At 63.6% G+C, this 25,113-nt stretch carries 29 protein-coding genes and 2 tRNA genes; 29 read left to right on the forward strand and 2 right to left on the reverse strand.

What is annotated here, in order from left to right; genetic code table 11:
- Positions 1-3: 3 nt before the first annotated feature.
- From BLJ79_RS23675 to BLJ79_RS04280, 18 genes are all read left to right on the forward strand, one after another.
- On the forward strand, positions 4-135 hold the full coding sequence (locus tag BLJ79_RS23675) for a hypothetical protein (protein ID WP_286135259.1): 132 nt from the start codon (positions 4-6) through the stop codon (positions 133-135).
- Positions 119-358 carry a hypothetical protein gene (locus BLJ79_RS04215; RefSeq protein WP_071213437.1) on the forward strand — a complete coding sequence of 80 codons (240 nt, stop codon included), beginning with the start codon at positions 119-121 and terminating at the stop codon, positions 356-358. The genes BLJ79_RS23675 and BLJ79_RS04215 overlap by 17 nt, the downstream gene beginning before the upstream one ends.
- On the forward strand, positions 355-714 hold the full coding sequence (locus tag BLJ79_RS04220) for a hypothetical protein (protein WP_071213438.1): 360 nt from the start codon (positions 355-357) through the stop codon (positions 712-714). Before BLJ79_RS04215 ends, BLJ79_RS04220 begins: the two co-directional genes overlap by 4 nt.
- Positions 711-1,343, forward strand: coding sequence for an HGGxSTG domain-containing protein (locus BLJ79_RS04225; RefSeq protein ID WP_071213439.1), 633 nt, complete (start codon positions 711-713; stop codon positions 1,341-1,343). Before BLJ79_RS04220 ends, BLJ79_RS04225 begins: the two co-directional genes overlap by 4 nt.
- On the forward strand, positions 1,340-1,507 hold the full coding sequence (locus BLJ79_RS23265) for a hypothetical protein (RefSeq protein ID WP_175475384.1): 168 nt from the start codon (positions 1,340-1,342) through the stop codon (positions 1,505-1,507). The genes BLJ79_RS04225 and BLJ79_RS23265 overlap by 4 nt, the downstream gene beginning before the upstream one ends.
- Positions 1,504-1,752 carry a hypothetical protein gene (locus BLJ79_RS04230; protein WP_071213440.1) on the forward strand — a complete coding sequence of 83 codons (249 nt, stop codon included), beginning with the start codon at positions 1,504-1,506 and terminating at the stop codon, positions 1,750-1,752. The genes BLJ79_RS23265 and BLJ79_RS04230 overlap by 4 nt, the downstream gene beginning before the upstream one ends.
- Positions 1,749-2,285 (forward strand): hypothetical protein, encoded by a 537-nt coding sequence (locus BLJ79_RS04235; protein ID WP_139194711.1) that lies wholly within the window; start codon positions 1,749-1,751, stop codon positions 2,283-2,285. Before BLJ79_RS04230 ends, BLJ79_RS04235 begins: the two co-directional genes overlap by 4 nt.
- On the forward strand, positions 2,282-3,094 hold the full coding sequence (locus BLJ79_RS04240) for a hypothetical protein (protein ID WP_139194712.1): 813 nt from the start codon (positions 2,282-2,284) through the stop codon (positions 3,092-3,094). Before BLJ79_RS04235 ends, BLJ79_RS04240 begins: the two co-directional genes overlap by 4 nt.
- Positions 3,095-3,396: 302 nt before the next feature.
- Positions 3,397-3,453 (forward strand) — tRNA-OTHER (locus BLJ79_RS23270).
- Positions 3,454-3,508: 55 nt separating this feature from the next.
- A tRNA-Cys gene (locus tag BLJ79_RS23275) sits at positions 3,509-3,579 on the forward strand.
- Between the two features lie 443 nt (positions 3,580-4,022).
- The gene (terL, locus tag BLJ79_RS04245; RefSeq protein WP_071213443.1) at positions 4,023-5,525 is read left to right on the forward strand and encodes a phage terminase large subunit; all 1,503 of its coding nucleotides are present in this window, start codon (positions 4,023-4,025) and stop codon (positions 5,523-5,525) included.
- A gap of 13 nt (positions 5,526-5,538) precedes the next feature.
- Positions 5,539-7,101: a hypothetical protein gene (locus tag BLJ79_RS04250; RefSeq protein WP_139194713.1), complete on the forward strand. Its 1,563-nt coding sequence runs from the start codon at positions 5,539-5,541 to the stop codon at positions 7,099-7,101.
- A gap of 15 nt (positions 7,102-7,116) precedes the next feature.
- Positions 7,117-8,163 (forward strand): phage minor head protein, encoded by a 1,047-nt coding sequence (locus BLJ79_RS04255; RefSeq protein WP_071213445.1) that lies wholly within the window; start codon positions 7,117-7,119, stop codon positions 8,161-8,163.
- 172 nt (positions 8,164-8,335) lie between these two features.
- Complete coding sequence (locus BLJ79_RS04260; protein ID WP_071213446.1) at positions 8,336-9,592, forward strand: hypothetical protein; 1,257 nt, start codon at positions 8,336-8,338, stop codon at positions 9,590-9,592.
- Positions 9,593-9,603: 11 nt separating this feature from the next.
- Positions 9,604-9,948, forward strand: a complete 345-nt coding sequence (locus tag BLJ79_RS04265; protein WP_071213447.1) for a DUF2190 family protein — start codon at positions 9,604-9,606, stop codon at positions 9,946-9,948.
- A 15-nt stretch (positions 9,949-9,963) separates the two neighbouring features.
- Positions 9,964-11,034 (forward strand): phage major capsid protein, encoded by a 1,071-nt coding sequence (locus BLJ79_RS04270; RefSeq protein WP_071213448.1) that lies wholly within the window; start codon positions 9,964-9,966, stop codon positions 11,032-11,034.
- A gap of 83 nt (positions 11,035-11,117) precedes the next feature.
- Positions 11,118-11,507, forward strand: a complete 390-nt coding sequence (locus BLJ79_RS04275) for a hypothetical protein (RefSeq protein ID WP_071213449.1) — start codon at positions 11,118-11,120, stop codon at positions 11,505-11,507.
- Positions 11,504-11,932, forward strand: a complete 429-nt coding sequence (locus BLJ79_RS04280; protein WP_139194714.1) for a DUF6093 family protein — start codon at positions 11,504-11,506, stop codon at positions 11,930-11,932. The genes BLJ79_RS04275 and BLJ79_RS04280 overlap by 4 nt, the downstream gene beginning before the upstream one ends.
- On the opposite strand, the gene BLJ79_RS04285 is transcribed toward BLJ79_RS04280, so the two are convergent.
- Positions 11,929-12,117, reverse strand: a complete 189-nt coding sequence (locus BLJ79_RS04285) for a hypothetical protein (protein WP_071213451.1) — start codon at positions 12,115-12,117, stop codon at positions 11,929-11,931. The genes BLJ79_RS04280 and BLJ79_RS04285 overlap by 4 nt on opposite strands.
- A gap of 61 nt (positions 12,118-12,178) precedes the next feature.
- Here BLJ79_RS04285 and BLJ79_RS04290 point away from each other — a divergent pair, with 61 nt between their 5' ends.
- From BLJ79_RS04290 to BLJ79_RS04320, 7 genes are all read left to right on the forward strand, one after another.
- Complete coding sequence (locus tag BLJ79_RS04290; protein WP_071213452.1) at positions 12,179-12,523, forward strand: HK97-gp10 family putative phage morphogenesis protein; 345 nt, start codon at positions 12,179-12,181, stop codon at positions 12,521-12,523.
- Positions 12,523-12,954 carry a hypothetical protein gene (locus BLJ79_RS04295; protein ID WP_071213453.1) on the forward strand — a complete coding sequence of 144 codons (432 nt, stop codon included), beginning with the start codon at positions 12,523-12,525 and terminating at the stop codon, positions 12,952-12,954. Before BLJ79_RS04290 ends, BLJ79_RS04295 begins: the two co-directional genes overlap by 1 nt.
- A 10-nt stretch (positions 12,955-12,964) precedes the next feature.
- Positions 12,965-13,201 carry a hypothetical protein gene (locus BLJ79_RS04300; RefSeq protein WP_071213454.1) on the forward strand — a complete coding sequence of 79 codons (237 nt, stop codon included), beginning with the start codon at positions 12,965-12,967 and terminating at the stop codon, positions 13,199-13,201.
- A gap of 2 nt (positions 13,202-13,203) precedes the next feature.
- Positions 13,204-13,725 carry a phage tail tube protein gene (locus tag BLJ79_RS04305; protein WP_007271542.1) on the forward strand — a complete coding sequence of 174 codons (522 nt, stop codon included), beginning with the start codon at positions 13,204-13,206 and terminating at the stop codon, positions 13,723-13,725.
- A gap of 100 nt (positions 13,726-13,825) precedes the next feature.
- Positions 13,826-14,098, forward strand: coding sequence for a hypothetical protein (locus BLJ79_RS04310; protein WP_071213455.1), 273 nt, complete (start codon positions 13,826-13,828; stop codon positions 14,096-14,098).
- An 18-nt stretch (positions 14,099-14,116) separates the two neighbouring features.
- Positions 14,117-14,773, forward strand: coding sequence for a hypothetical protein (locus BLJ79_RS04315; RefSeq protein ID WP_071213456.1), 657 nt, complete (start codon positions 14,117-14,119; stop codon positions 14,771-14,773).
- A gap of 71 nt (positions 14,774-14,844) precedes the next feature.
- Positions 14,845-15,120, forward strand: a complete 276-nt coding sequence (locus BLJ79_RS04320; protein ID WP_071213457.1) for a hypothetical protein — start codon at positions 14,845-14,847, stop codon at positions 15,118-15,120.
- Here the strand turns inward: BLJ79_RS04320 and BLJ79_RS04325 are convergent.
- Positions 15,117-15,329: a hypothetical protein gene (locus BLJ79_RS04325; RefSeq protein ID WP_071213458.1), complete on the reverse strand. Its 213-nt coding sequence runs from the start codon at positions 15,327-15,329 to the stop codon at positions 15,117-15,119. The genes BLJ79_RS04320 and BLJ79_RS04325 overlap by 4 nt on opposite strands.
- Positions 15,330-15,397: 68 nt before the next feature.
- Between BLJ79_RS04325 and BLJ79_RS04330 the strand changes: the two genes are divergently transcribed.
- The 4 genes from BLJ79_RS04330 (at position 15,398) to BLJ79_RS04345 (ending at position 24,997) form a co-directional block, all read left to right on the forward strand.
- Positions 15,398-19,885, forward strand: a complete 4,488-nt coding sequence (locus BLJ79_RS04330) for a phage tail tape measure protein (RefSeq protein ID WP_139194715.1) — start codon at positions 15,398-15,400, stop codon at positions 19,883-19,885.
- Positions 19,886-19,894: 9 nt separating this feature from the next.
- Positions 19,895-20,725, forward strand: a complete 831-nt coding sequence (locus BLJ79_RS04335; protein WP_071213460.1) for a hypothetical protein — start codon at positions 19,895-19,897, stop codon at positions 20,723-20,725.
- A 98-nt stretch (positions 20,726-20,823) separates the two neighbouring features.
- The gene (locus tag BLJ79_RS04340) at positions 20,824-22,992 is read left to right on the forward strand and encodes a hypothetical protein (protein WP_139194716.1); all 2,169 of its coding nucleotides are present in this window, start codon (positions 20,824-20,826) and stop codon (positions 22,990-22,992) included.
- A 25-nt stretch (positions 22,993-23,017) separates the two neighbouring features.
- On the forward strand, positions 23,018-24,997 hold the full coding sequence (locus tag BLJ79_RS04345) for a polysaccharide deacetylase family protein (protein WP_175475385.1): 1,980 nt from the start codon (positions 23,018-23,020) through the stop codon (positions 24,995-24,997).
- The last annotated feature ends 116 nt before the right edge of the window (positions 24,998-25,113 follow it).

Consider the following 25,113-nt stretch of genomic DNA (forward strand, 5'->3'; position numbering starts at 1 on the left):
CGCATGGCCCACCAGCACCAACCCGGCGGCTGCACCTGCGGGGCCAAGACCCTGACCCGCACCGACCACCACGAGCACGTCGTCACCGTCCTCGCACCAATCATCCTAGGAGGCACCAATGCCAGCGACGCGTGAAGCCCGATACCTGTCCGGCGTGGACATCGGGAAGCACGTCCGTCTTATGGTCCCCGGCGGCAAGCACACGGGCCCGTGGGAAATCGAGGGGAAACTCGTCGGTGCCACGCACTTCGGTGACGGAGCCGTAAGCATGATCGTGCTGCGTGCCACTGGTGGACCGCGACAGGTCGGGTACCTCCCACCCGAAACACCCGTCACCATCACAGGGAAGGCATCATGAGCATCCTCGGCTGGATCCAGGCCGCCGCCATGATCGCTGCGCTCATCGCACTGATCGTCGCTCTCATCGTCAGCCAACGAACCCGGAAGCAAGCGGCGGCCCAGCTCGCCAAGAGCATGGCCTCCAAGTGGAGGGAAGACGGCTACCGAGCCGGGATCCTGCGTGAGCCGACCACACTCAACGCGGGCGTGGACATCAGCTGCACGGTCACCGAGGATGACGCGATCCGATGGAAGGTCGGCGACGAACTCATCGGCATACCCGCACCCGGCGGACACATCTACATGAGCAAGGCCGCAGCAGACATCCTGGGCATCGACTACGAAGGAAAAGACGGAAAGGTGATGGACGGATGAAGCCAGCACGCATCACGGGCGACGGGACCGTGGCCGCGGTCTGTGGGGCGAAGAAACGCGACGGGGAAGCCTGCCGAGCCCGACCCATCAAGGGCGGTACCCGCTGCGTCCGACACGGCGGGGCGGCGCCACAGGTCCAAGTCAAGGCCGCCGAGAGGGTGATCGAAGCGAACGCACGCGGCATCCTCGGCCGCATCGACCCCACCCAGCCGCGAGAGAACCCCGTCGAGACGCTGTTGAACCTGATCCACGGGAAGACCGCGGAGGTGTCCTGGCTACGCGGGAAAGTTCAAGGACTGCAAGACGAGGAACTGGTCTGGGGAAAGACTGAGCACAAGGAAGGCGTTGGACCTGAAGGACCGATCAACCTCGACGTGTTCAAGAGTGAGCAATCAATCTGGTGGCGTCTCCTGCGTGAGGCTGAGAACCAGCTCGCCAACTGGATCACCATGGCGTTGAAGGCAGGGGTTGACGAGCGGCGCGTCCGAATTGTGGAAGCCCAAGGCAGTCTGGTGGCCGGCGCTATCAAGTCCATCCTCGACGGCCTCAACCTCAGCACAGAACAAGCCGCGCTGATTCCCGTGCTCGTCCCGCAAGCCCTACGACAGTTGACAGGAGACGCAACGTGAAACAGAAGACAGTCACCGTAGAAGTCCACGTGGACACCACCGAGTTCCGGCGGCAGCTGCAGAATGCTATCCGATCCACCATCGCCCTAAGCCGCCAAGCGGGACGCCGCCGCGTCGACATCAAACGTCGCAAACCACTTATCCACAAGGGGAAGAAACCATGAGCAAGATCCGTGCAGGGGCTTTGACCCAAGAGCACATCGGGAAGACCATCACCGTCAAGCAACGGGAGACAACCATCACCGGCGTGCTGCGCGGGTTCACGATCATGGGAAACCTGATTGACGACACCCAGTTCGGAGACCACGGTGTCACCCGGTGGGCGGTCGGCAACGTGACTGTTCGGGTGGCCATCGTCCCGGACATCGAAGCCAGCTTTGACTCCCGCGCCACCGTGGAGCTGGCGTGATGTGGCTGTGGTGGTCGATCCCCGCCGCATACCTGGCCGTCGCCGCCATGGCACAGCCAAGCATGGCCATGGACCGCTACGCAGACCTTGAGGACCGCTACAAGAATGCCGCAGGGAAGCGAGAGGTGTCCGCCGACGCGTTCTGGCTCGCCCTGCTCTGGCCCATCACCCTCACTATGATGCGTGGCAACCGCGCCATTCAAGCTGCTCTCGACGCCGAACAGCAGCGCGTGGAAGCCCGCAAGCAGATAGCTCAGCACAATCGGGAGGTAGCGCAGCGGGAGGCTGACGAATTCGAACGGGCGCTGAACGGCGGCGATGGACTCCCCAAGCACGTGAAGGCCCGGAACCTCAACCTCGACTTCATCGGCGCACACGTCGCCGGTACAGGGAGCTACGGAGGCGAGTTCACTGGGAATCTCGAAGGAATCAGCTTCGGCAGTAGCCGCGATCCCCTGCACATCCGCGTGGCCGGCGAATACAAATACCCCGACCTCGACACCATCCTGACCATCAACGGAGGACGAGCATGACCGAATGCACTCACTGCAGCGCCGACCTACCCGAGGGCCTCACGCTCTGCAATCAGGGGGCTGATGATCTGCGTCGGATCCTGGGCCGAGTCCGGGACACCCTGAACACTGCCGGGGGCACGCTCACGAACACCGCAGCAGCTCCCGAGCCCATCGGTGGCGGTGGAGGCGGGCAGGAAGCCCCGGGCCTGCCGTACAGCCACGACATGAGCATCTACGTGGGAGAGTACCAAGACGCCATCCGACGCTGGTGCACCCTGCTGGCCAACCACTACGGCGGCACAGCACCCCGAGACACCATCGCGGCAGCTAGGTTCATGTTCGACCGCATCGGCATCATCCGCGGAGACGAAGCGGCCGGCGACCTGCTCAACGAAATCCGGGCAGCGGAACGCAGTGTCATCAACGCCGCCGACCGCCAAGCACCCAAGCTGCTCTTGGGCGAGTGCGGCACCCTCCAATGGGTTGACGACCGAATCGAGCCATGTGCCGGCCAGATCATCGGCAGGGAAGGCGACGACCAAGCGAAGTGCGACACCTGCCGCAGCACCCACAGCGCACGGGAACGCATCGAAGCGAAGATCAGCCGCGCCTGGCACGTCGTCGCACCCCTGCGCCAAGTCGTCCACGCGCTCAAAGCTTACGGAATCCACGTCAAATACGACACCGCCAAATCATGGGCCCGACGCGGCAAAATCGGCCCAGTCTGCGACATCAATACCGGCACGGAGGGATACACGCCCGCCGCCGTACTCAACGCCATGCCCAAACCATCTACGTCAACTTTGCAACACGCCTCTTTGAAGTAGACAAACCACTTTTTTGCACCTACGATGAAATCAATATCGGATCACTGACTCGATATCCCACACGTGTGTGGCCGGAACCTATCGACAATAGCGCTGATGAGCCGCGGACCCGCCCACCCCCAAGGGGCCTCCGGACGGCGATGACCAGCAACCGGCCACACGCCAACACTTCCTCGGATCGCAACCAACATTCGCGAACGCGCCGAGGAACCGCACTGCCTGGATCTTCTGACGCACCGCCGGGCAGAGCACGTTGTAAAAACTGAATAGGTAGCGCGGCTGGAACATGAGCCACCCGCGCAGCATCCGTAGCTCAGCAGTAGAGCCATGGCGCGCAGGTGCAAATCCTGCCGGATGCGCACCTGCGCCATGCGGATGCTGGGACGCCAGCTAGCCAACCGCATGGCGCGGCAAGGTTCCCTGACCGAACGGCCAGGTGCTGGCCTGCAAAGCCAATCAAGCGGGTTCGACTCCCGCGGGAACCTCGACTTGGGCCTGTATCGGCAGGTAAGAACCATGGATAGAGCGCTGGCCGGGTCGGGCGCTAGTCCCGCCAAAGCTGCCCATGGTCGCCCAAGAGTCAACGGCTGATAGTTCAATCTGGTGTAGCCCCACATATTCGCAAGCGCCGCTGCAGCGGGACAGCTTGGAAATTACTGGACGGGTTCAGAACACATCTCAGCGGAGAAGAGATACGGGTTCAAATCCCGCAAGCCGACGAGGCCCGCACGCGAGTCGATAGGTACATGACTGTCCAATCACCCCAACGTGCGGTCCTACTCTTGGCCCGAGTGCCTTCCACCTCGGGCCGAACAACTTGACGGCGGCGACAAGCCGACACAACACAATGCGACGGGCTACGCCACGCGCACACCGCGGACCCCGCCGCCGTCAACACACTTGAACGACCGGAAGCGGTGAGGTAGCCGTGAACCTGGACTGGATCGAGCACGCGGCCCGTGCATTTGAGCCAATCGTTCCGAAGTGGGATACGCCCGGCGAAATGGCTGTGGCTCTGGATCCCCGGACGCAGCAGACCAAGGCGATGGACGTCATCGACGAAGCTCTCGTGTGGGCATGGAACACGCCAGACGCACGACTCATGATCGCCATGCCGCCGCAGGGCGGCAAGAGCCAAAGAGCCGTCCGCAGGTACGCCACATGGGCGCTCACCCAGAATCCGGAAACCCGCATCACAGTCTGCTCCTACAACAGCGACACCGCCCGCCGCTGGGGCCGCACCATCCGCGACGACATCCAAGAGCACGGCGACAAGCTGGACTTGAAGATCCGCAACGATGTCGCATCACAGTCCGAATGGATCCTCGAAGGCCACGAAGGCGGCGTGTTCACCGCTGGTGTCGGCGCATCCCTCACTGGCCGGCCATCCGAACTAATGATCGTGGATGACCCGGTCAAGGGCCGCGAGGATGCCGACTCCGAGCGATACCAGGAGCGCAACTGGGACTGGTGGCGCGAAGTTGCCATGACCCGCCTTGCCCCCGGCGCGCCAGTCGTTCTAATTCAAACCCGTTGGTCGATTGAGGACCTTGCCGGCAAGGCCTTGAAAAAGGAGAACGGCGGCGAGGACTGGCGCATCGTCAGTATCCCCGCACAGGCAGACCACCGTCCAGAACTTGGCGAGACTGACCCGCTGGGCCGTGAGCCTGGCGAGTGGATGGAAACTACCCGCGGGATGACCGAGGCACAGTGGGAGCGCCGCAAGCGAGACACCGGGCCCCGCTCGTGGGCCGCCCTGTATCAGCAGTCTCCCACCCCGGACGAGGGTGGCATCTTCCCCCGCGACTGGGCAACCTACGACGAGCCACTGTGGACTGTCCGCGAGGACGGCGCACACATCGTACCCGGCATCGGCCGAGACGATCACGAGCTGGCCGCCTCGTGGGACCTCACGTTCTCCGATGGGAAGAACGCCGACTTTGTTGTTGGCCAAGTTTGGCTGCGCGTCGGCAACCATGCGTACCTGTTGGATCAGGTTCGCCGGCGCATGAACTTCAACGACACGTGCGAAGCGATGCTGGCCATGAAGGCCAAGTGGCCGCAGTGCATTCAGGTGTTCGTGGAAAATAAGGCCAATGGGCCTGCCGTCATCAACGCGCTGCAGCAGCAGATCATGGGCCTGATTCCGATTGAGCCCGAGGGGTCGAAGTCGGCCCGAGCTTCTGCGGTGTCGCCGCTGGCGTTCTCGAAGAACATTGTTCTTCCAACCGCGAAGCTGCTGCCGAACGTTGAGGATCTTCGCGAAGAGCTCGTGAACTTCCCCAGCAAGCACGACGACACCGTCGATGCACTGTCCCAAGCGATCAATCGCCTATTGCTCATGCCCTTGCTCAATCCTGATCAGCGGATCGTCAACCATGACGTGTACGAAGATCACGACTCGCTCGGGTGGAGCATTTCCCCCGTCTAAATTGGAGGTGCCCGTGGGCATTCTAGAAGTGCTGGGCCTCCGAGAGGCCGCCGTGCCCGAGGGCAAGGAACTAGTCGCCACCGGCACCATGGAGACCCTGGGGCATCGCCTCGAGGAACTGACCGAGTCCTATTCCGCGCTGATCATGGCGCGGGAGGATGTGGGCTGGCAGAAGATCACCCAGGACGCCGCGCAGGAGTTCTCCCGGCAAGGCCTCAAGACCTCGGCCGAGCTTGCGCGGGTGTTCCTCGTCGGCAACCCCCTGATCAAGCGTGCCGGCGCCCTGCGCGCCGCCTACGTCCACGGTCAAGGGTGCGGCACCACCGCCACCGGCGACGGCACCGAAGGCTCACAAGACGTCAACGCGCTCATCCAAGAATGGTTGGACGACCCCGAAGTCCGCGAAGTGTTCTCCGGCGCTCAAGCCGCAGAGCGCAACGAAGGCTCGCTCACCACCGACGGCAACGTGTTCTTCTCACTCTTCACCAACCCACTCACCGGCCGGGTGAAGCCCCGCCTGATCGACTTCGACGAGGTCGAGGACAAGATCACGAAGCCCGGCGACAAGACCACCACCTGGTTCTACCTGCGCACATGGGTGGAAGTCGACCAGAACGGCCGCGAGGCCCAACGCAAGGCCTACTACCCGGACATCAGCTACCGGCCATTGGCCCGGCAGAAGCGGATCCAGCAGGGTGGCTCCACGGAGTCCGTCGAGGTCATGTGGGATGCCCCGATCTACCACATCAAGGTCAACGCCTTGAATGGGTGGAAGTTCGGCATCGGCGACGCTTACGCAGCTTTGCCGTGGGCTCGCGGGTTCAAGGAGTTCCTTGAGGACTGGGCCCTGCTCATGAAGTCCCTGTCGCGGATCGCGTGGCAGAACGTGGGCGGGAAGAAGTCGGACGCGCAGAAGCGCCGCCAACAGCTCGCCCAACTGCAAAACATCCCCGCCGGGTCCACGGTCAACGCCAGCGAGGACAACAAGTTCGAGGCGGTGCCGAAGTCCGGCGCCACCCTCGACAGCGAGTCCGCAAAGCCACTGGCCGCCATGGTCGCCAGCGCAATGGGCCTACCGGTGACCATGATCCTGTCCGACCCCGGGCAGACCGGGGCCCGCGCCGTCGCCGAAACATTGGACCGGCCAACACGGCTGGAAATGCAGTCCCGCCAAGAAGTGTGGCGGGAAGCGCGCCGGCAGATCCTCGGCTACGTCATCGAACAAGCCGTCATTGCCCCCCGCGGCCCGCTCAAGGGCACTGTGGAGCGCGACGGCGACCGCCTCCGGGTGCGGATGCCAAACCCCGCGGACATGACGCTGACGATCACGTACCCGGACCTTGAAGACATCCCCCTGGATGTCATCATGGAAGCCCTCGTGGCGGCGACTGGCCACATGCCGCCGCTGTTGCAGGCCGAGCTGATCATGCGGGCACTCAAGGTCCGCGACGTGGACGAGCAGCTGGAACTGATGAAGGACGATGACGGCAACTTCATCGACCCGACAGTGACCGCGGGGCAGGCTGCCGCGGACGCATTCCGGCGTGGCGAAGACCCAACCAACGTGTTGCAGTAGGAAAGTAGGTGCGCGGTGGCGATCACGGATGAAACACTGCTGATCGCCGCCGACACCAAACGCCGACTCCGCACCATGTCCGACGAGCAGATCGTCGCGATCACCCGCGCTTGGGTGGACGCGTGGGACTCCCTCGGCCCTGAGTTCCACGAAGCACTGCTCGAGGTCATAGGGGACGGCAAGACCCGCGTGCCCTACGCCAAGGTGGCAAAGTCGAGGCGGCTCAAAGATGCACTACGGCAAGCCCGCACCACGCTGGACCAGCTGGCCGCGCAAACCGAGGTCATCGTCACCAACGACCTGGCATCCGCTGTGCTCGATGCCGCAGACACGCACCTCGCTGTCTCCCGGTCGCAACTACCGCCGGGCGCCGCGGGCGCGGCCATCAACTTCGATGCCATGTCCAAGACCGCGCTGGACGCCATCGTGTTGCGCTCCACAGAGCAGATCCACGCCTCGTCCCGGCCAATCCCCGCTGATGTTGAGCGGATGATGAAGCGGGAACTCGTCCGGGCCATCGCCGTTGGTGACAACCCACGCACGACGGCCCTCCGCATTGTCCGTGGCGCCGAAGGACAGTTCAACGGCGGCCTTGCCCGGGCGGGAGTAATCGCCCGGACGGAATTGGTGGACGCGCACCGAGAAGGCGCCCTAACAGCCGCACAGCAGAACAAAGACTTGCTCACCGGCTGGGTCTGGTCTGCATCCCTAGACGCCCGCACGTGCCCGTCCTGCCTATCGAACCACGGCAGCTTCCACCCCGTGGACGAGTTCGGGCCCATCGACCACCACCAAGGCCGATGCGCACGCATCGACAAAACGAAGTCATGGCGTGACCTTGGCTTCGATATCGACGAGCCCGATGACGCGATCCCCGACGCTGAGGCCTGGTTCGACAACCTCACCGAGGATTCTCAACGCCAGATCATGGGGCCGACGAAGCTCAAGATGCTGCAGGACGGCGACATCCAATGGGCCGACCTCACCAAGCGAGTCGAAACGCCAGGGTGGCGGGATTCCATGACGAACACCCGCGTGAAGGACTTACGTCCCGTCGCTTAGGGATGGTTCGTACTGGATCGCTCCGCACCACTTACATTCCACGGACATGGACCCGCCGCTCATGCGCAGGTAGACGCCGTGCAGCTTCCACGAATGTCCCGGGCATTCCCCGGGGACGCCGATGGCGTCGTTCCTGTCGTCTTTCCCCATCCCACAAGCATAGGAGGTCGCGATGTCGACTTTGATCAAAGAAGCAGCCACCGCGACCACCACAGCGGTATCCGGCAGCCGCCAGCTCATCGCCCTGATAACCCCCGGGTGGGGATCCTCGGGCTACTACTCCGCCGAAGTCCTCGAGCAGGCAGCCAACGACCGCGTGTTCCCCAAGGGCACCCGCCAGCACATCGACCACGACGGCGAAATGGCCCGCTTCGAACAACCAGTCGGGTCCATCACCACGCTGGCCGCAGCCCTGGCCGAAGACGCCCGCTGGGATCCGGACTACGTCCACCCCAAGACCGGCGAAAAAGGGGCCCTGCTCGCCGAGTCCGACGTGTTCCCCCGCTGGCGCGCCGACCTAGCAGCCATGAAGGACTCCATCGGCAACTCCATCGTGGCCAGCGCCATCATGTCCGAAGGCGAGGTCGACGGCCGCAAGGGAATGATCGTGGAGAAGCTACTCCCAAGCACCCTGAACCGCGTCGACTACGTCACGGCAGAAGGCCGCGGTGGCCACATCAGCGCAGTGCTCGAGTCCGCACTAACCCGCCACGCAATCGAGGCTACGGCCAACGAGACACGCCAGCTCATCCTGGCAGCACTCAAGGCCGCCCACGGCGATGAAGGCACATGGGTGTGGATCCGCGACTACGACGACGCCAAGGTTTGGTTTGAAGTCGAGTCCGACGAATCCTTCAAGATCTACGAGCAGTCATGGACGCTGGCCGAAGGCGCCGTGTCTCTCGGCGATGGCCGCATCGAAGTCCGCTCCACGACTTCATACGTTCCCGTCACCAGCACGACCGAAGCGCTACGCACGGTCACCAAGAACTCCCCGCCGGTCCCGGCCGGGGCAACCACAAATCAGGAGGAAGCCACCATGGCAACCATTGATGACAAGGAACTCGCCACCCTGCGCGAGTCCGCCAGCCGGGCCACCACGGCCGCAACCGAACTGGCCGAAGCCACCAAGCGCGCAGAAGCCGCCGAGGCCAAGGTCGCCGAGTCCGAGGCAAAGGCCACCAAGGCCACCGCCGAGGCCATCGTCGCCGAAGCATTCGGTGACACCGAAGCCAAGGTCACCCGCGCCGCGCTGATCACCGCCGCACTGGCCGCCGAAGCGTTCGACGCCGACAAGCTCCGTGCTGACGCCACCGAAGCCGCCGCAGAAATCGCGGTCACCCACGGCGCCGGCACCCCCCGCGGACTCGGCGACACCATCGTCGAATCCAAGACCATCACCGACGACGACATCGTCAACGCACTCTAAGGAGGCACAACATGGCAAAGAACCAGCGCTACACCCACGCCAAGCACATTGCCCTGACCGCCACCAAGGCCATCGCCTCCGGCGACCCGGTCCTCATCGGTGGATTCGCCGGCGTCGCCCTCATCGGTGCCGCCATCGGCCAGAAGGTCACCGTCTGGCTGGACGGGTCCTACGACCTGACCGTCACCGGCGCAGCAACCGAAGGCCAGGTCGTCTACATCACCTCGGCAGGTGCGCTCACCATGACCGCGACCGGCAACACCCCGTTCGGTCTCGCCATCAACTCCAAGGGCACCGGCTCCGGCGTCCTCGAGGTCGCGCCGCTCGGCAAGACCGTCCCCACCACCGGCGCCTGATAGGAGCTCATCACCATGGACATTTTTGACAAGCAGGGGTGGCGCACCGCCACCGACCCGCAGGAACGCGTGCACGAAGCTGCATCGTTCTTCGGCAAGGGCCGCCGCGGCGGTCCGCTCGCACAGGCCGAGGTCGTGGAAGCATTCTCCACGTCCGACTTCCCCGTCCTGCTGGGCGACGCCTTCGAAAAGAAGGCCATCGCCGCCCAGAAGGCAGCAATCGACGAGTTCGAACCAATCCTGGCCAAGGCCACGTCCCCGGACTTCGAACGCCGCAAGCTCGTGGACCTCTGGTCCGGCGACGAATTCGAGCGCGTCGGCCAGGGCGAAGAGTACAAGGGTGGATCCCTGAACGAAACCGACCTCACCCACGGCACCGCCAAGTGGGGCAAGTCCTACGGACTCACGTTCGAGCTGCGCCTGCGCCGCATGTTCTCCGACCTCGCGAACTTCCCGGCCTTCCTGGGCAACGGCGCAGTCAAGGCGAAGAACACCGCCGTGGCAACCAAGCTGGTCACCGCCGGCGCATGGTCCACCGACGTGTTCGGCACCGTCGAGGCCGTGGCGTTCTCCGCCGACGCGCTGGATGCCGCCGTCAAGGCCCTCGCCCAGCGCGAGGACCACCGCGGCGACCTCGTCGACACGTCCAACCTCGTGCTGGTGCACGGACCGGGCATCGCCAGCGAAGTCACTCGCGTCCTGAACGCGGCCAAGGTCGTCATCAAGGTCGTCAACGGCTCGAAGACGACCGAGACCGAAATGGACAACCCGTTCAAGGGCCTCGTGACCCCGCTGTCGTCCCGCAGCATCGGCAAGGCACTGGGCGCCAACCAGGGCAAGGCTTGGGCTCTGGTGCAGAGCAAGGATTCCAGCCTGCCGTCCCTGATCGAAACCGGGCTCGAGGGCCACGACGGCATGGTCGACATCCGCGTGAAGCGTGACCAGGGCGAGCGCGTCGGCGGGGGTGCTGTCTCCATCGAGGACGGCAGCTTCAACGATGACACGATCTGGTACCGCGGCCGGACGTTCTTCGACATCGACAAGGGCTTCGGCACGGGCGTTTACGCTTCCAACGGCGCCGCTTAGCCTCACCCGGCATGCGCAGGCCGCTGCAGACACCCTCTGCCGCGGCCTGTGCGCGCCACCCCACAACTCTTTTGGAGGTTCGCATGGCTGACTACACCACCCCCACCGGCCAAGTGCGGTTGCTCATCGCGGACCTCGCCGAGCCGCCTCTCATGGCTGATGACGTGCTCGAGGGCTACCTCGGGTTGCACGGCTACGCGCTGTGGGATCCGGACAGCATCACCCGTCCGGGGATCTGGCGGGCCGCGGCCGATGCGCTGGATGCGATCGCGACCAGCGAAGTGCTCACGTCGAAGAAGATCCGCACGCAGGACCTTTCCACCGACGGGCCGGCGGTCGCCGCAGAACTGCGCAAGCAGGCCGCAGCACTGCGCGGCAAGGCTGACCAGGCGGAAGCGGCGGACGATTCGTTCTTCGAAATCATCCCGTCCTGCGGATCCCGCGGCGCCGAGGGCGAAGAGGCGCGCTGGTGAGTCCCCTCCCCAACGCCATGGTCATCCCGACGAACTGGGCCGAGCATCACCGCCCGGTCGCCGTGCAAACGATGACGGCCATGTGCACCATCCGCCGCATCCAAGAAGGCCCCGCCCCCTACCCGCTGCCCGACGGCTGGACCAACGAAGTCATCGTGTGGGCGGGCATGTGCCGCCTGCAGGAACTCAAACGTGAGACCTCCCCGGTGACCGCGGAGCAGCCTACCGAGCTACGCCAGTACCTGATTGCACTGCCCTTCGAGAACCGCGAAGGTGTTCCGCTCCCCCAGCTGCACACCGGGGAACGTGGCGACATCGTGGCCACCACCGGCCGCCAGTTCAACCTCAAGCAATCCATGGCCGGCAGCCTGCTGTGGGAGAACGATTTTATAGCCCTCGAGAACCAGACCCAGCAGCAGCCCTAAACCTTCTTGCGGTTCGCGAAGTTGATGTACCAAAGCAGCGCGAGCAGGCCTGTGATCACGGCAAGCACAATCCCGACGGTCGTCCAGAGCGGTGCAGCGATACCGCCGACGAATGCCAGTGCGGTTACGACTGCGAAGAAGATGACGCCTTTACCCAGGGACGTGTCCTGCTGATTTTTCGACATAAGCACCACCCTACCCAAGCCCGCCCACTGGTCGGGCTTTTCTCATGCCCCGGAGGTGCCCATGGAATTTGATGCATCCCAGATGTTCCAACTGGCCGCGGACCTGCAAAAGGTCCCGTCCAAGGCGATCCCGCTGGCGTCGAAGGTGGTCCGCAAGACCGCCAAGGATATCGAGGGCACCGCCAAGGTCTTGGCGCCGGTCGATACGGGCAACTTGAAGAACAGCATCGGCAGCCAGGACGTGGGCCCGCTCGAGGCTGAGGTCCGCGCCACCGCCTCATACTCCATCTACCTCGAGATGGGCACGAGTCGCATGGCCGCGCAGCCGTTCATGGGCCCGGCCGCTGACAAACACACGCCAGCGTTTTCTGACGCGATGGCTCAAATCATTGGCGGTGCGCTCTAGTGGTTGACCCGAACGACCTTGCAGACCTGTTGCTGGCCAAGCTCCGGTCCCTGCCGGACATCGGCGCCCGCGTCTATGACGGCATCGTCCCGACGAAGGTCCCAACGGATGCAGGCGGCATCTACATCCGCCCCTACATCGCGTTCTTTGCGGGGCTGGGCTCCGATCTGCCAGCCGAACGCGACCTAACCGGACTTGTGGACACCAGCGTCCTTGGTTGGGCCCCGCAGACCACGGTGGTCGGCCCCGACGCACGCATCTGCCGCCTCGCTGCCCAGCAGGTCACCGCGGCACTCACCAACCTGCCCATAGGCGGCGGATTCCTGATGCCCGACGCTGACGCATTCCGGGTCACACGACCCCTCACCGACACCCAGGTCACTCCGGCCCGGGCTTACCTGCCGCTCCCGTGGCGGCTCATCACCAACTAGGAGGCCCACCGTGGCAACCCCGAAACAGGTCACCGAGCCCGCCAAGCCGGTGGACACCGTGACCGAACCCGCAGCGGCCGAAGCGCAGTCCATCGACATGGCCAAGCTCAAAACCCTTGACCCGCGCCGCAAGGTCTTCGTCCGAGACGTCCGCACCGGACGCAAGTACGACAACCCAGTCCCCGAAACACACCTCGTGATCTTCCCGCACCTGCGTGAGGTCGCTTCCAAGAAGGAAGGCAAATAACCATGGGCCAGAAAATGCTCACCGACGCGAACCGCCATGCCGTGTTCGTTACCGACCTCGCCGACTACCGCGCCCCGAAGGCCAGCGAACTGACCGGCGTTGGCGCCGTCGTGCTGTCCTGCAACGTGACCGCCGCAAACTTCGTCCTCGGCGCCACCGGAGACGACGCGATCAGCGACCCGGCCCTGTGCGCGTCAAGCAACTCGTCCACCCCCGGCCGCACCAACTACGAAGCCGTCATGGACTTCTTCCGCTGGAAGGACGCCATCGACGACATCCCGTGGGAGACCTTCACCTCGAAGGGCATCCACGGCTACATCGTGTCCCGCATCGGGCAGCAGCCCGAAGGCACGAAGGCGCATGAGCACCCGTTCACGGCCGCCGATGAGGTGCAGGTCTACGAGGTTCTGACGAACACCCCGCAGATCCTGTCCCCGGCCGACGCCGGCTACGAGAAGTTCAAGATGAACTTCTCCGTGCAGGACAACGTGGACGAGCGCGCCATCGTGGCCGCCGGAGTCTAACCACTCCCTCCAAGACCCCGTGGCGGGGCGTACGTCAGACTCCGCCCCGCCACGGCACCACCCCCGAGTCTGACGACCCCCAAAGCAATGGAGTCTGACCATGAAGCGTTCCATCCATTTCCAGTCTGAGCTCGGCACCGAGCGCAACGACAACCTGCAGGCGTGGGCGCTGGCCAACGGCGTCTCCCCGGAAGACATCCCGATCACGTCGTGGGCCGAGGTCGACACCGACGCGAACGAAGTCACGTTCACCGTGATGCAGCGCAATGACGACGGCACCAAAGCGATCGACAAGACCACGTCCGACTGGGCCTACCTCAAGTGCACGCGCACCGTCCCGCTGCTGTCCGCCCCCGAAGACCACAATCTCTAAACCATCAGGAGTCTGACCATGGCTGAAAACCAGAACATCCCCACCGCTGAACTCGACTTCGACGAATGGCTGGCCGGCGGCGAACGCACCACCCACCACGTCACCCTCTTCGGACGCCTCGACCTGCTCGCCGACATCGAAGAACTCGAAAAGCAGCGGATCCCCTACGCAGCACCACCCGAAGGCGACGAAGCCCTCGGCGGCGAAACCAACCCGAACGCCGAACTCGATGCCAAGATCGCGGTGCTCGAGGCGCAGGTCTACGCGTCCAAGCGTGAGTTCCGGGTCTCTGCCATCACCTACAACGAAGAGCAGGACCTCTTGGACCAGATCCGCAAGGACCTCGCCACGGAGATTGAGGCGGCCGCCGCGGAGGGGCGTCGGGAAGCGAAGACCACGGCGAAGCTCATGGAAATCACCGCTCCCGCCGACATCAACGCGTTGGCGCGCACCGGCGCCAACGAGAAGACCAATGCGGTCATCTCCCGAGAGCTGCGCGTTCGCAAGATCGCAATGGCCGCAAAGACCCGCATCAAGGGCGAATGGGCACGGCTGGAACGGAGCCAGGTTGAGCTGATGCTCGCCAAGCTCGGTGACGCGCAGATGGGCCTCATCGCTGACGCCGTCATCGCATCCTCCGATGATGTCCCGTTGGTGACCGTCCCAAAATCGTAGAAGCCCTCACGCGCCCGCGTTGGCAACACCTCATCGACTTGGTGGAGACAGCGCGGGCGTGCACCATTCCCGTGACCGTGCTCTTGGGCGTGCGGGAGCAAGACGGGAAGTACAACGACCGCGACCGGATCATGCAGATCGCCTACACCAAGTACCTGAACAGCCTGTGCAACGGCTGCGGACTCCCACATTCCATGGTCCGCGGGGACGAGAACGTCGGCCGCATCGAATGGCACGACGACGCCATCTGTCACGGCTGCGCAGCTAGGGACTCACTGGCCGAGGACAAGAACCGAACCAAGTACCCCGGCCAACTGATCTACCCGGTAGACACCTACGCGAACTAGCTGGTGGGAGTCTCCCGGCGCCGGCCAACACCCACAAGCAACGTGACCAACCCCGCGATGGCCACAAGGATAGCGAACCCCTGCAGTCCAGGCGCATCCCCATAACCGCCAGCCAGCGCAACAGCAATGCCCATCACGAGCATTGCGAGTCCGGTCATGATCGTGTTGTGGCCGCGCTTGTGCTGCACGTTCCCAGTCGTGTTTGTCATGCCGCAAGCATCCCATGTCGGGGTGACGAAAACTAAATATTGGAGGCCCCGCGTTGGCAACTCGTGACGTGACAGTACGCATCAAGGCCGAGATCGGTAGCTTTAAGCGTGACATGATGGTCGCCGCCGGCGCCGCCCGCAAGGCCGCCCAAGAAACTGAGGCAGCCAGCACGAAGGCCAGCTCCGGCATCGGCAAGCTTGGCCGCGTCGCTGGAATGCACGAGCAGGCATGGGGGCAAGTCTCCACCGGCCTTGTCGCTGGCGGTGTTGCTGCAGCTGGTGGCGTCGCACTGGTCACGAAGGCCGCGATCGACTGGGAGTCCGCCTGGACCGGCGTCAAGAAGACTGTCGACGGCACACCAAAGCAGCTGGCCGAGGTCGAAGGCGGCCTGCGAAATCTTGCGCGGACACTCCCGTCCACACACACCGAGATTGCCGCCGTAGCCGAGGCCGCGGGACAGCTGGGCGTCAAGACGGGCGACGTTGTCGGCTTCACGAAGACGATGGTCGACCTCGGCGAAACCACTAACCTGACCGCTGAGGAAGCGGCCACGAACATCGCCCAAATTTCCAACGTCATGGGCACCATGAAGCGCGAAGGCACCGAAGGCGTCGAACGATTCGGGTCCGCACTTGTAGCCCTCGGAAATGACGGCGCATCCACCGAAGCTGAAATCTTGTCCATGGCCAGCCGCATTGCTGGTGCCGGCGCAACCATTGGCGCAACAGAGTCCGATGTGCTGGCGTTGTCCAGCACGCTCGCGTCGATGAACGTGAAGGCCGAGCAGGGCGGCGGCGTCACCACTCGCGTCCTGCTCAAGATGCGCTCCGCTGTCGACGAAGGCGGCGAATCGCTGGAAAGCTTCGCCGAAACCGCGGGTGTCTCCGCTGACGAGTTCGCAGCAAAGTTCCGGGAAGACCCGGTTGCGGCCCTCGATCTGGTGTCCAAGGGCATCGGCAAGGTCAACGAGTCCGGCGGCAACGTCACCAAGACGCTCAAGGACATGGGCATCAAGGGCACCGAGGAAACTCAGGTCATGCTCGCCCTCGCCGCGTCTGGTGACCTGCTCAGCGACTCCCTGAAAACTGGCAGTGAAGCGTGGGCCGAAAACCTGGCCCTCGCGAAGGAAGCCGACCAGCGGTACGGCACGACAGAGTCGAAGATCAAGGCCGCACTCTCGAGCATCCAGGACTCTGCCATCACGTTCGGTGGTGTCATGCTGCCTGTGGTCGCTGGCGTCTCTGAGGCAGTCGCTGGGATTGCTACCGGATTCGCAAAGATCCCTGCGCCCATCGCCGGAGCCCTGACTGTCATGACCGGATTCGTTGGTGTCGGCGCGCTTGTCGCTGGCGTCGGCATGAAAATGGTTGGCTCGTTCACGTCCACCATGGGCGGGCTCAAAGCCCTTGGCCTCGAGTTCCCCGGGCTCACCGGCAAGATGGAGAAGTTCGGCAACGCTGCCCCCGGTATCGCGAGGAAGTTCGCGAAGTTCGCCGGTGCTGCGGTCGCCATCACTGCCGTCACCGTGGCAGTTGCCAAGCTGGCTGAGGCATCCTACATGTCCAAGATCGACGAAGGCATGGGCCGCGTTGACCTGGCGCTGTCGAAGGTCATCAACAATGCGCCGGATGCTACGGATGCACTCGATGCTCTGTTCAAGAACACGCGGGGTGAAGGCCTCACCGACGACATCTACAGTCTGGGGTCGGCGATTGATCGTACGTTCAACAAGACGTCCGGTCAGAAGTTCAACGACTGGGGCGAAAACCTTGTCACCTCAACCATTGGGGTCAAGGGCTCCCTCGCGATGACCGAAGACGCTTTCGGGCGTATTGATCAGTCCCTCGCGGACCTTGTCGGATCCGGCAACATTGAAGGTGCAAAGACCGCGTTTGATGGGATCGCAGCGAAGTTCGTCGAGCAGGGCCGCACGGTCGAAGAGGCCAAGGCCATGTTCCCTGGCTACGCTGACGCGCTGGCCGGTGTCGCAGCTGAGGCAGCGAACGCTGGCGGCGGGCTCGAAGCCCTCGGTGCTGGTGCTGACGCGGTTGCCAGTGGCGCTGCGGGAGCTTTCGTTCCGTCCAAGGACATGGCGAAAGCTCTCGAAGAGATCGGTGTCGCCGCGGACGGATCCGTGACCAGCCTGGGCAAGTTCACGGACTTCCTGTTCAACTCCGGACTGGCAATGATGTCGTCGAAGGACGCCGCATTCCAGTGGGCCAAGGGCCTGCGCGACATGGACGGTGAAATCAAGAAGATCACCGACTCGCAAGGGAAGCTCGGGAAGGTCCTAAACAAGGGAAAGACCGATTTCAACAAGAGCACGGATTCTGGCTACGCCGGCCTGCAGCTATTCCAAGGGAAGCTGCAGGAAGGCATCGCGATCGCCCAAACGTACGCGGCCGACACCTCGAAGTCACAGAAGGACGTGGTCGCCCAGTACCAAGCCACCTACGATGCGGGCATCAAGTCCGCTGAGGGCTTCGGGATCATGGGCGATAAGGCCGACGCGCTGGTCCGCAAGACGCTGGACATCCCCAAGGATGTAACCATCGCTGCGTGGGTCGACGACCAGGCTACAGCGGCCGCCGAGCGGATCACTGGGCAGCTGCTGGAGATACCCAAGGACCTGAAAATCAAGGCCTTGGTTACTGACGATGGCACCGCGAACCTCACCAAAGAGCAGATCGCAGCCATCAAGGGCCAGACAGTCGGCATCGAAGTGACCGACGAGGGAACTGTCCTCACCACGCAGGGCAAGATCAATGGCGTCACCGATGGAGACGCGAAGATCCTGGTCGGCGATGACGGCACGGTCACTGTCGTGCAAGGTGGCATCAACAACGTCAAGGACGGGGCCGCTAACGTCCATGTGACCGAGTCGGGGCTCTCTTGGGTCCAGTCGGCGATCAACAACGTAAAGGATGGCTACGCACAGATCCACATCAAGTCCGTCTACTCCGGCGACCGGCCACCAGCTGCCGGCCCAGGCGGACGTGGCGGGCCCACCCGGGCGATGGGCGGCCGGGCTCCTGGCCTCGCCGGCGGCGGCCGTGTCCCGGCAACAGGGCTTGGCACCGACATGGTCATGGGCGTCAACGAACGCGGCATCCCCCACGTTCGTGTCGATGATCGGGAATGGGTGATCAACCGCCGGTCCTCGGACAAGCATGATGCCCTGCTGAATGCGATCAACCGTGACGATCCGCGGGTTGACCAGCTCAAGGGGCTGGCCGGCCTCGCCGGCGGTGGCCGTGTTGGTGCAGCTGAGAAGAAGGTGTCGTCCACGAAGCGTGCGTACGACCGGATCAGCGGCGACAAAGCGAACCGACTCCGGAAGCTGGCCGCGAAGGATCAGTGGGAAGCAGCCAAGGCCGAGCTGGCTGCGGTCAAGAAGTCTGGCAAGGCTTCGGAAGCTGCGGCGAAGAAGTCCGCGGATGCTCGCAAGAAGGCGGCCGAGGAAGAGAAAGCCCGCCAGGGCCGGCTTTCGGATTCGCGTCGTGAGCTTGGGACGGATCTGCGTCGGGGGAACATCACTGACGCGTTCACGTCCGGGTCCGGCATGGGTCAGGTTGACAAGCTGCTGGAGGGATCCCGGAACAAGGACTACTCGCTGTCGAAGCGTCGCGGGTTGGCGCGGGATGCGAAGGCGCTTGAGAAGGCGCTGACGGCACTCACGGGCAAGTCCGAACGTTTGGAGGCCGCTCTCAAGGCGGCAACCGAGCAGGCGGACGAGCTGCGTTCCGTGCGAGATTCTGTTGCCGGAGGGCTTCGGGGCGAGTTCTCGATGTCCTCGTTCATTGGAGGCCTTGACCACGAGGCTGGCGGGCCAACCGTCAAGGGAATGATCGGGTCGGCGAAGTCTGCGGCCAACCGCTTCGGGGCATTTGCGAAGAAGCTGGATCGGTTGCGGGCCAAGGGTTATTCCGAGGCAATCATTCGTGAGATTGGCGAACTGGGCACCCTGGAGGGCGGTGCGGCTGCGGACGCTCTATTGCAGGGCACGAAGTCCGATGTGGGCGCACTGAACAAGCAGTACAAGCGCATGGATTACTGGTCCGGGCAGGCTGGTGAGTCGGTCACGAAGTCCATGTACAAGGGCGGGCTGGACGCGGCAGACGGGCTCGTGCGTGGCCTTGAGTCCAAGACGAAGAGCGTGGAGTCTGCGTTCTACAAGCTGGGCAAGTCCGGAGAGAGGGCATTCCGCCGCTCGCTGGACATGCACTCCCCTTCGCGCACGCTGTTCAAGGCGGGCATTGACGCGGGAGACGGTGTTGTGGGCGGTGGCTTGGCGAGCATTCCGAAGGTTGAGGAGGCATTCGCCCGGATGGGCCTTGCCGCCGAGGGGGCTTTTAGCCCCATGCTGTCGGTGCCGCCCTCTGCCGAGGTTGCGCGGTACGCTGCCCAGCCCGCGGTATCCCATCAGGTGGACACTACCGCGATTGCTGCGGCGGTTGCCGGGGCCATCGCCAGCTATCAACCAGTAGTCAGCATCAACGGGCGTCAGTTCCATGGCGTAATGCAGGAAACCAATCAGCAGTTCAAGTCTCGTTAGGAGGGTCTTTTGACCACATATATTGGCCCTCGTGGCGCATTGGTTGGGTTCCGCTGTCCGTCCACGCTGGAGATTTCCAGCCAGCGCCCCGCATCATATAGGCGGACACTGGGCGGCAAGGTGAAGGCCCAATATGGGCATCCGGCCAAGCGGGAGTGGCAGGCCAGCATTGGCTCTGCCACTCCTGCGCAGATGGCGGGGCTCACTGCCTTGGCCGAGCACCTGTATGGGCCGCCGCCTTGGGTGTGGGTGGATGCGTGGGCGCAGGTCACCAACCTGCTCCAGCCCGCGCAGTCCATGCCGGGCGCTGGCAATCCCGGTACGTGGACGGGTGACGCCATTGCCGGCGGTGCTGTGACGTTGGCAGACGGCACGCGCCCGGTTCAGTCCTTGGCCAGCGGCGGCGGTGCGGTGACGTTCGCGTATACCAACGGTGCGCACGACCGGATACCTGTGGTCCCGGGCCTGCCGTTTACGGGGGCCGTGTACGGGTCCGGTTCAGGGAGCGGCACTGTGACGGTGGGTTTCTTTGACGCGGCCGGCGCGGGGCTGGGCACCTCATCCACGACGTATGCACTGACCGGAACCCCGAGGCGCTTGCACCACACGGTGGCGAAGGCCCCGACTGGGGCCGCGACCGCGTACGTGCGGGCCACGGGGTTCGCGACCTTGGCCCTGCCGTCCGCAACATGGACCGCAGACTTGGCTGAGTGGACCACCGGCAAGGGCTGCGGGCTGGTCGTGGTCGAGGGGTTCAGCGAGTCCGTTTCCCATGCAGTACGAGATGAGCCCGGAATGCGCCGATCCGGCGTGAGCTTCACAGTGAAGGAGGTGGGTTGATGCGTTCAGTTCCAGGATGGCCCTCTGACACAACGGCCCTTCGGCCCACAGCAACGGTCCGGGTCAATGGCATTGTCCGTGAGGTGGAGTCCCTGTCGGTGAGCGCGGATCTCAGCGGTGCCATGCCGGCGCCGGTGGTGGGCGGGTCGGGCATCACCGCTGCGACCGGCGACCTTGACTGGGCGGAAGGTCCCGTGGTTGCACGAAACCCGTCCTTGCCGTGGGTGAAGTCCGGGGGCTGGCCTCCGTCCGCGAATGACCGGGTGGAAATCAGTGCCGGGTATGGCGGGGTGGAAGCCAAGCAGTTGACCGGCAAGATCCGCGGCACCAGTGGGTCGTTCGCCGCCGATGACAAATCTTCGAGCGTCGAGGATGACATTGCCAAGCTCCAAGAGGAACTAACCTTTTGGCCGCTGCTGGATGCCATGCCCTCGGAAACCGATGGGGTTTATCCGCGGTATATTTCGCTGCTCACCAGCTATGTGGTGGACCGGGTGGCTCGGGCATGCGGCTTCTATGCCACGCCTCGCCGGTCGGTTGGGTCGATCATGTCGGCCCCGATGATGGGCTCGACATGGCCAGAGTGGGGCACCCTGGAGTCTTCGATCAACACGGACTCCGCACTGGCGTACCCGCGCTGGACAAAGACCACGTGGGGCGTCGCTGTGAATGGCGTGAATGCGGTCTATCGGCCCGTGTTCCTTTCAGGTGAAAACGGATATCTGGACAAGCCGATGGAGGTCACGCTCTGCCTTCCCTCGGACACTTCTGGCACCTGCTATGTGGCGGTGTGGTGGCAAGGGCAGGTTGGCGTTCGGCTGAACATCACTGCGAATTCCATCATCGGTCAGGTGCAGAATCCGGCCGCGGTGACCGTTTGCCAGACCGGTCGGGTCGGGGCGCGAACCGTGACCCTGCGCGTGGTGAAGAACGGCACAAACCTTGACTTCGAGCTGCGCACAGACAATGGCCTGTCCGCGACCGGAACCGCCCCCATTCCGGAAGGTACGTGGTACCGGCCGGTGGATCAGGTGCGTGTGTTCGGGACCGGGACCTTCGGCGGCGTGCAAGTCGCATTCCCCGGGGCTGCGTTCTCGCTGCTTGGGCAGGTTCCCACCGCCAAGATTGAAGTGGCGGCAAGCGACCGCAACGCCCTCCAGGTCATGCCCGCCATCGTCAGGCAGAAGGGCATGGACATCCTGCGCTCGTTGGCCGAGGCCGAGTGCGCGGAAATGTGGATCGACGCGGACGGCGTGTTCCGCTGGGTTGACCGCACGGTCATGATCGCCCGGCCGTCCGTTGCCACCCTTACCGCCGCGGAGAACATCATCGACGCGCAGTGGGAAGACAATGCCGACGCGGTGCGCCGGGACGTGACCGTGGCATGGAAAGAGCCGGAGGTCACTCGCGGCTGGTGGGCCAGTATCGACGTGTATGAAGGGTCGGGAGAAACCCTGCAACCGGGCGAACCGAACCGGATCAGCTTCAACCCGCCCGCCGACGAGACATGGGTCATGGTGGACATGACCGTGAAACGAATGTGGCAGTCGGACCTCTCCGCGTTCAACCGCGGGTACGGATCCTGGACCGGCGGCGTCATCCTCGGTGACGCTTACAGTGCCGAGGCTACCGCTTCGAACCTTGCGGTGGCATTCAAGGAGGGCGACCCGAACGAATTCACCATGACCCACACGGCATCCAACGTGCCAGCCGGAAGTGAACTGCAATTGCGGGCCACGAACAACCCGGCCAGTGCACTGCGATCCAACCGACTGGGGTCAAACCTTCCACGCGTCCGGGCAAGGGGTCGCGGGAAACTCAACGACCGAACCACCAAAGGCGTGCCCACTGGCCCGGCAAATGCCGAACCGTTCACGCACGATGCCGGGCACTGGATCCAAACCCCGGAGCAAGCCCAAGCCTTGGCCAACTACCTGGCTGAAGCCACCAAGCAGGCATCACCAACCATCCGGACCCTTGAAATCATTCCCGACCCGCGCATCGAGCGCGGAGACGTGGTGACCATCGAGGACAAGGAAGGTTCGCGGTTGCGCGTTACCGGCATCGTCTCATCCACCCAACTCGATGTCCGGGCTGGGGACATGAACATGAGCATCGGCCTGCGGGTACTCACCGCGGCCATCGGCTGGCCAACGCTCGGTGAACGCGACTTCGCGTGGACCGGGAAAACCCTTGAGCAATTCGATGCCTATTGGGCAGGCAAGACACTCGCACAATACGACGCTGATCCGCTCAGCAAACCATAGGAGGCCCCTCTTGGGTTCGACAAGCTTGGGTATCACGTACCCGGAAAATCCAGACCTCCACCCCTCCGAAGTGTGGTGGAAGAACCTCGCCACGACTACGAACGCAGCGATTCTCAACGCCAAGGGGGATGCAACCTCGGGCGATGCCTTGCAGCAGGTTCTGATCGATGGGCTCGCCGTAGAAGTGGCGGCATCATACAAGTACCGTGGCGAGCTGCCGGACGCCACGGACTTCAACACCCTCGCCGGGCGTGCGTGGGAGGGCATCTGGTCCGTGGTCGGAACCGCAAGGGTCAATACCATGATCAACTCACCCGTTACCGGAGTCCCCGGATATGTGCTGCGCATTGAGGTCGCTCCGGGAAGCTCGGGATCAGTAACCATCCACACTGTCATCCCATACGGGTCCAGCTTCGGCTTCCACACCCGGTCCACCAACAACCTGGCCGGCACCAACTGGGTAGCCTGGAAGAAGCTGGCATTCACCAGCGACATCACCGACTGGAATAAGGGGATTGTCCCCAATAATAGTGACTTCTTCACCCTTGACCCCGGCTGGTACCAGGTGGAAAAGCACGCGGACGCTGAAACAATGACCAACGCTCCCGTGCCACTTGCCGGACACCTTGAAGTGCTGCGGTCCCCGTCAGGCGTCAAGGCCCTGAGGTATACAACGTACGGCGGCACGCAGGCCGTATACCTTGCCACCACTGGATCAGTGACTAATGGAACGATGCAGCCCTGGTGGAACATAACGGGCGGGCTATCAGAGCCCGAACAAGTCGGGCCCTATCAGCGCGAAGCCCTCATCAAGGCCTTCCGCGACCGACGCGCTTACTGCATTGGTACCGGATGGCTCCCGGCATATGGCCTGCGGTTTGATCACGGACTCAAGAACTTCATTGAGCTGCTGCTGCCGATCCTGATCAAATATGGAATGCCTTGGTCGCAGGTCGTGAACTCCCGCAACATCGACCGGGCCGAAAATGGCGGATATACCTGGGCCAACCTCCAGCAAAAAGCCATCGATCACGGTGGCGAGATGGGGAACCACGGGGCGGCTCACGCCGACGCGCTCACTCGGTCTTCCCTTTTCGATCAGATCGTAACCGGGAAAGCCGAACTCGAAGGGCATATGCAGCGCCTGCCGGTTGAGTGGTGGGCGCCACCCGGCTTGTCGGATGGGTATATGGGGGCCGCGCCGTTCAATACGCTAGAGCAGCACTACGGGACCTATGCGGGCCGCCTCATCATGGCCAACCACGCTGGGATAAGCGGCTACGTACCCGGGGCATACCGACCCCTCCCCCAGAACCTTCCCATCGCAACTACTCACATCACCATGGACAAAGCCGCCACTTCCACCATGAACAGCATCTTCAACACTGTCGCGGGATACTCCGAGCCGACAGCAGTGCAGCTGATGCTCCACCCGAATTTGGTAGGGGAAATTGACCCGAAGGACGGCAAACCGTACATGACACTGGCCGAGTTCGAGGTGGTCATCGCCAGCCTGGCGGAACGTCGGGACGCCGGTGAACTTGTTATGCTAACGTCCACGGGCCTTCTCGTTGCTGACCACAGGGAGGAGCGCGGCAACAACCTGCTCCGAAACCCAACCTTCACAGGGTCCGCTTCCGAATGGTTCGCAACAGGTTGGGCACGAGCCGATGATGGCGGCGGAACGGGGCGCATGGAAACGACTGGCAGCACGCAGCTGAGTCAGACGTTCAACCTCTACCGGCGCGAATACTTCAAGGGAGGAACCCGCGATCTAAACCTTGAAGTCAAGGCAACTGCCGGCGCTACGGTGACGTTGAGCGTCGTACATGGGACGGAGTTGAACACAACCAAGACGGTCACCGTCCCGCCCGGCAGCAACTGGGTGCCAGTGCACATGCCATTCACCATCCCCTTGGACCTTCCGGACACGAACGTGACGGTCGGCATCCAAGGGAACGGCAGCCCGTTGCAGGTCCGAAAGTGCTACCTGAGCACCATCTAAGCCTTGCCAAGTCCCCACCGGCAAGAGGTTGCCCGGGGCAACGCAATCTAGAACGTTCTGCTTCCTGTTCCGCCGGATCATTCAAGCCTTCTGTTCTGGCGGAACAGGAAGAGTCC

The organism is Arthrobacter sp. UCD-GKA, from assembly GCF_001863355.1.
Taxonomy (GTDB): Bacteria; Actinomycetota; Actinomycetes; order Actinomycetales; family Micrococcaceae; genus Paeniglutamicibacter.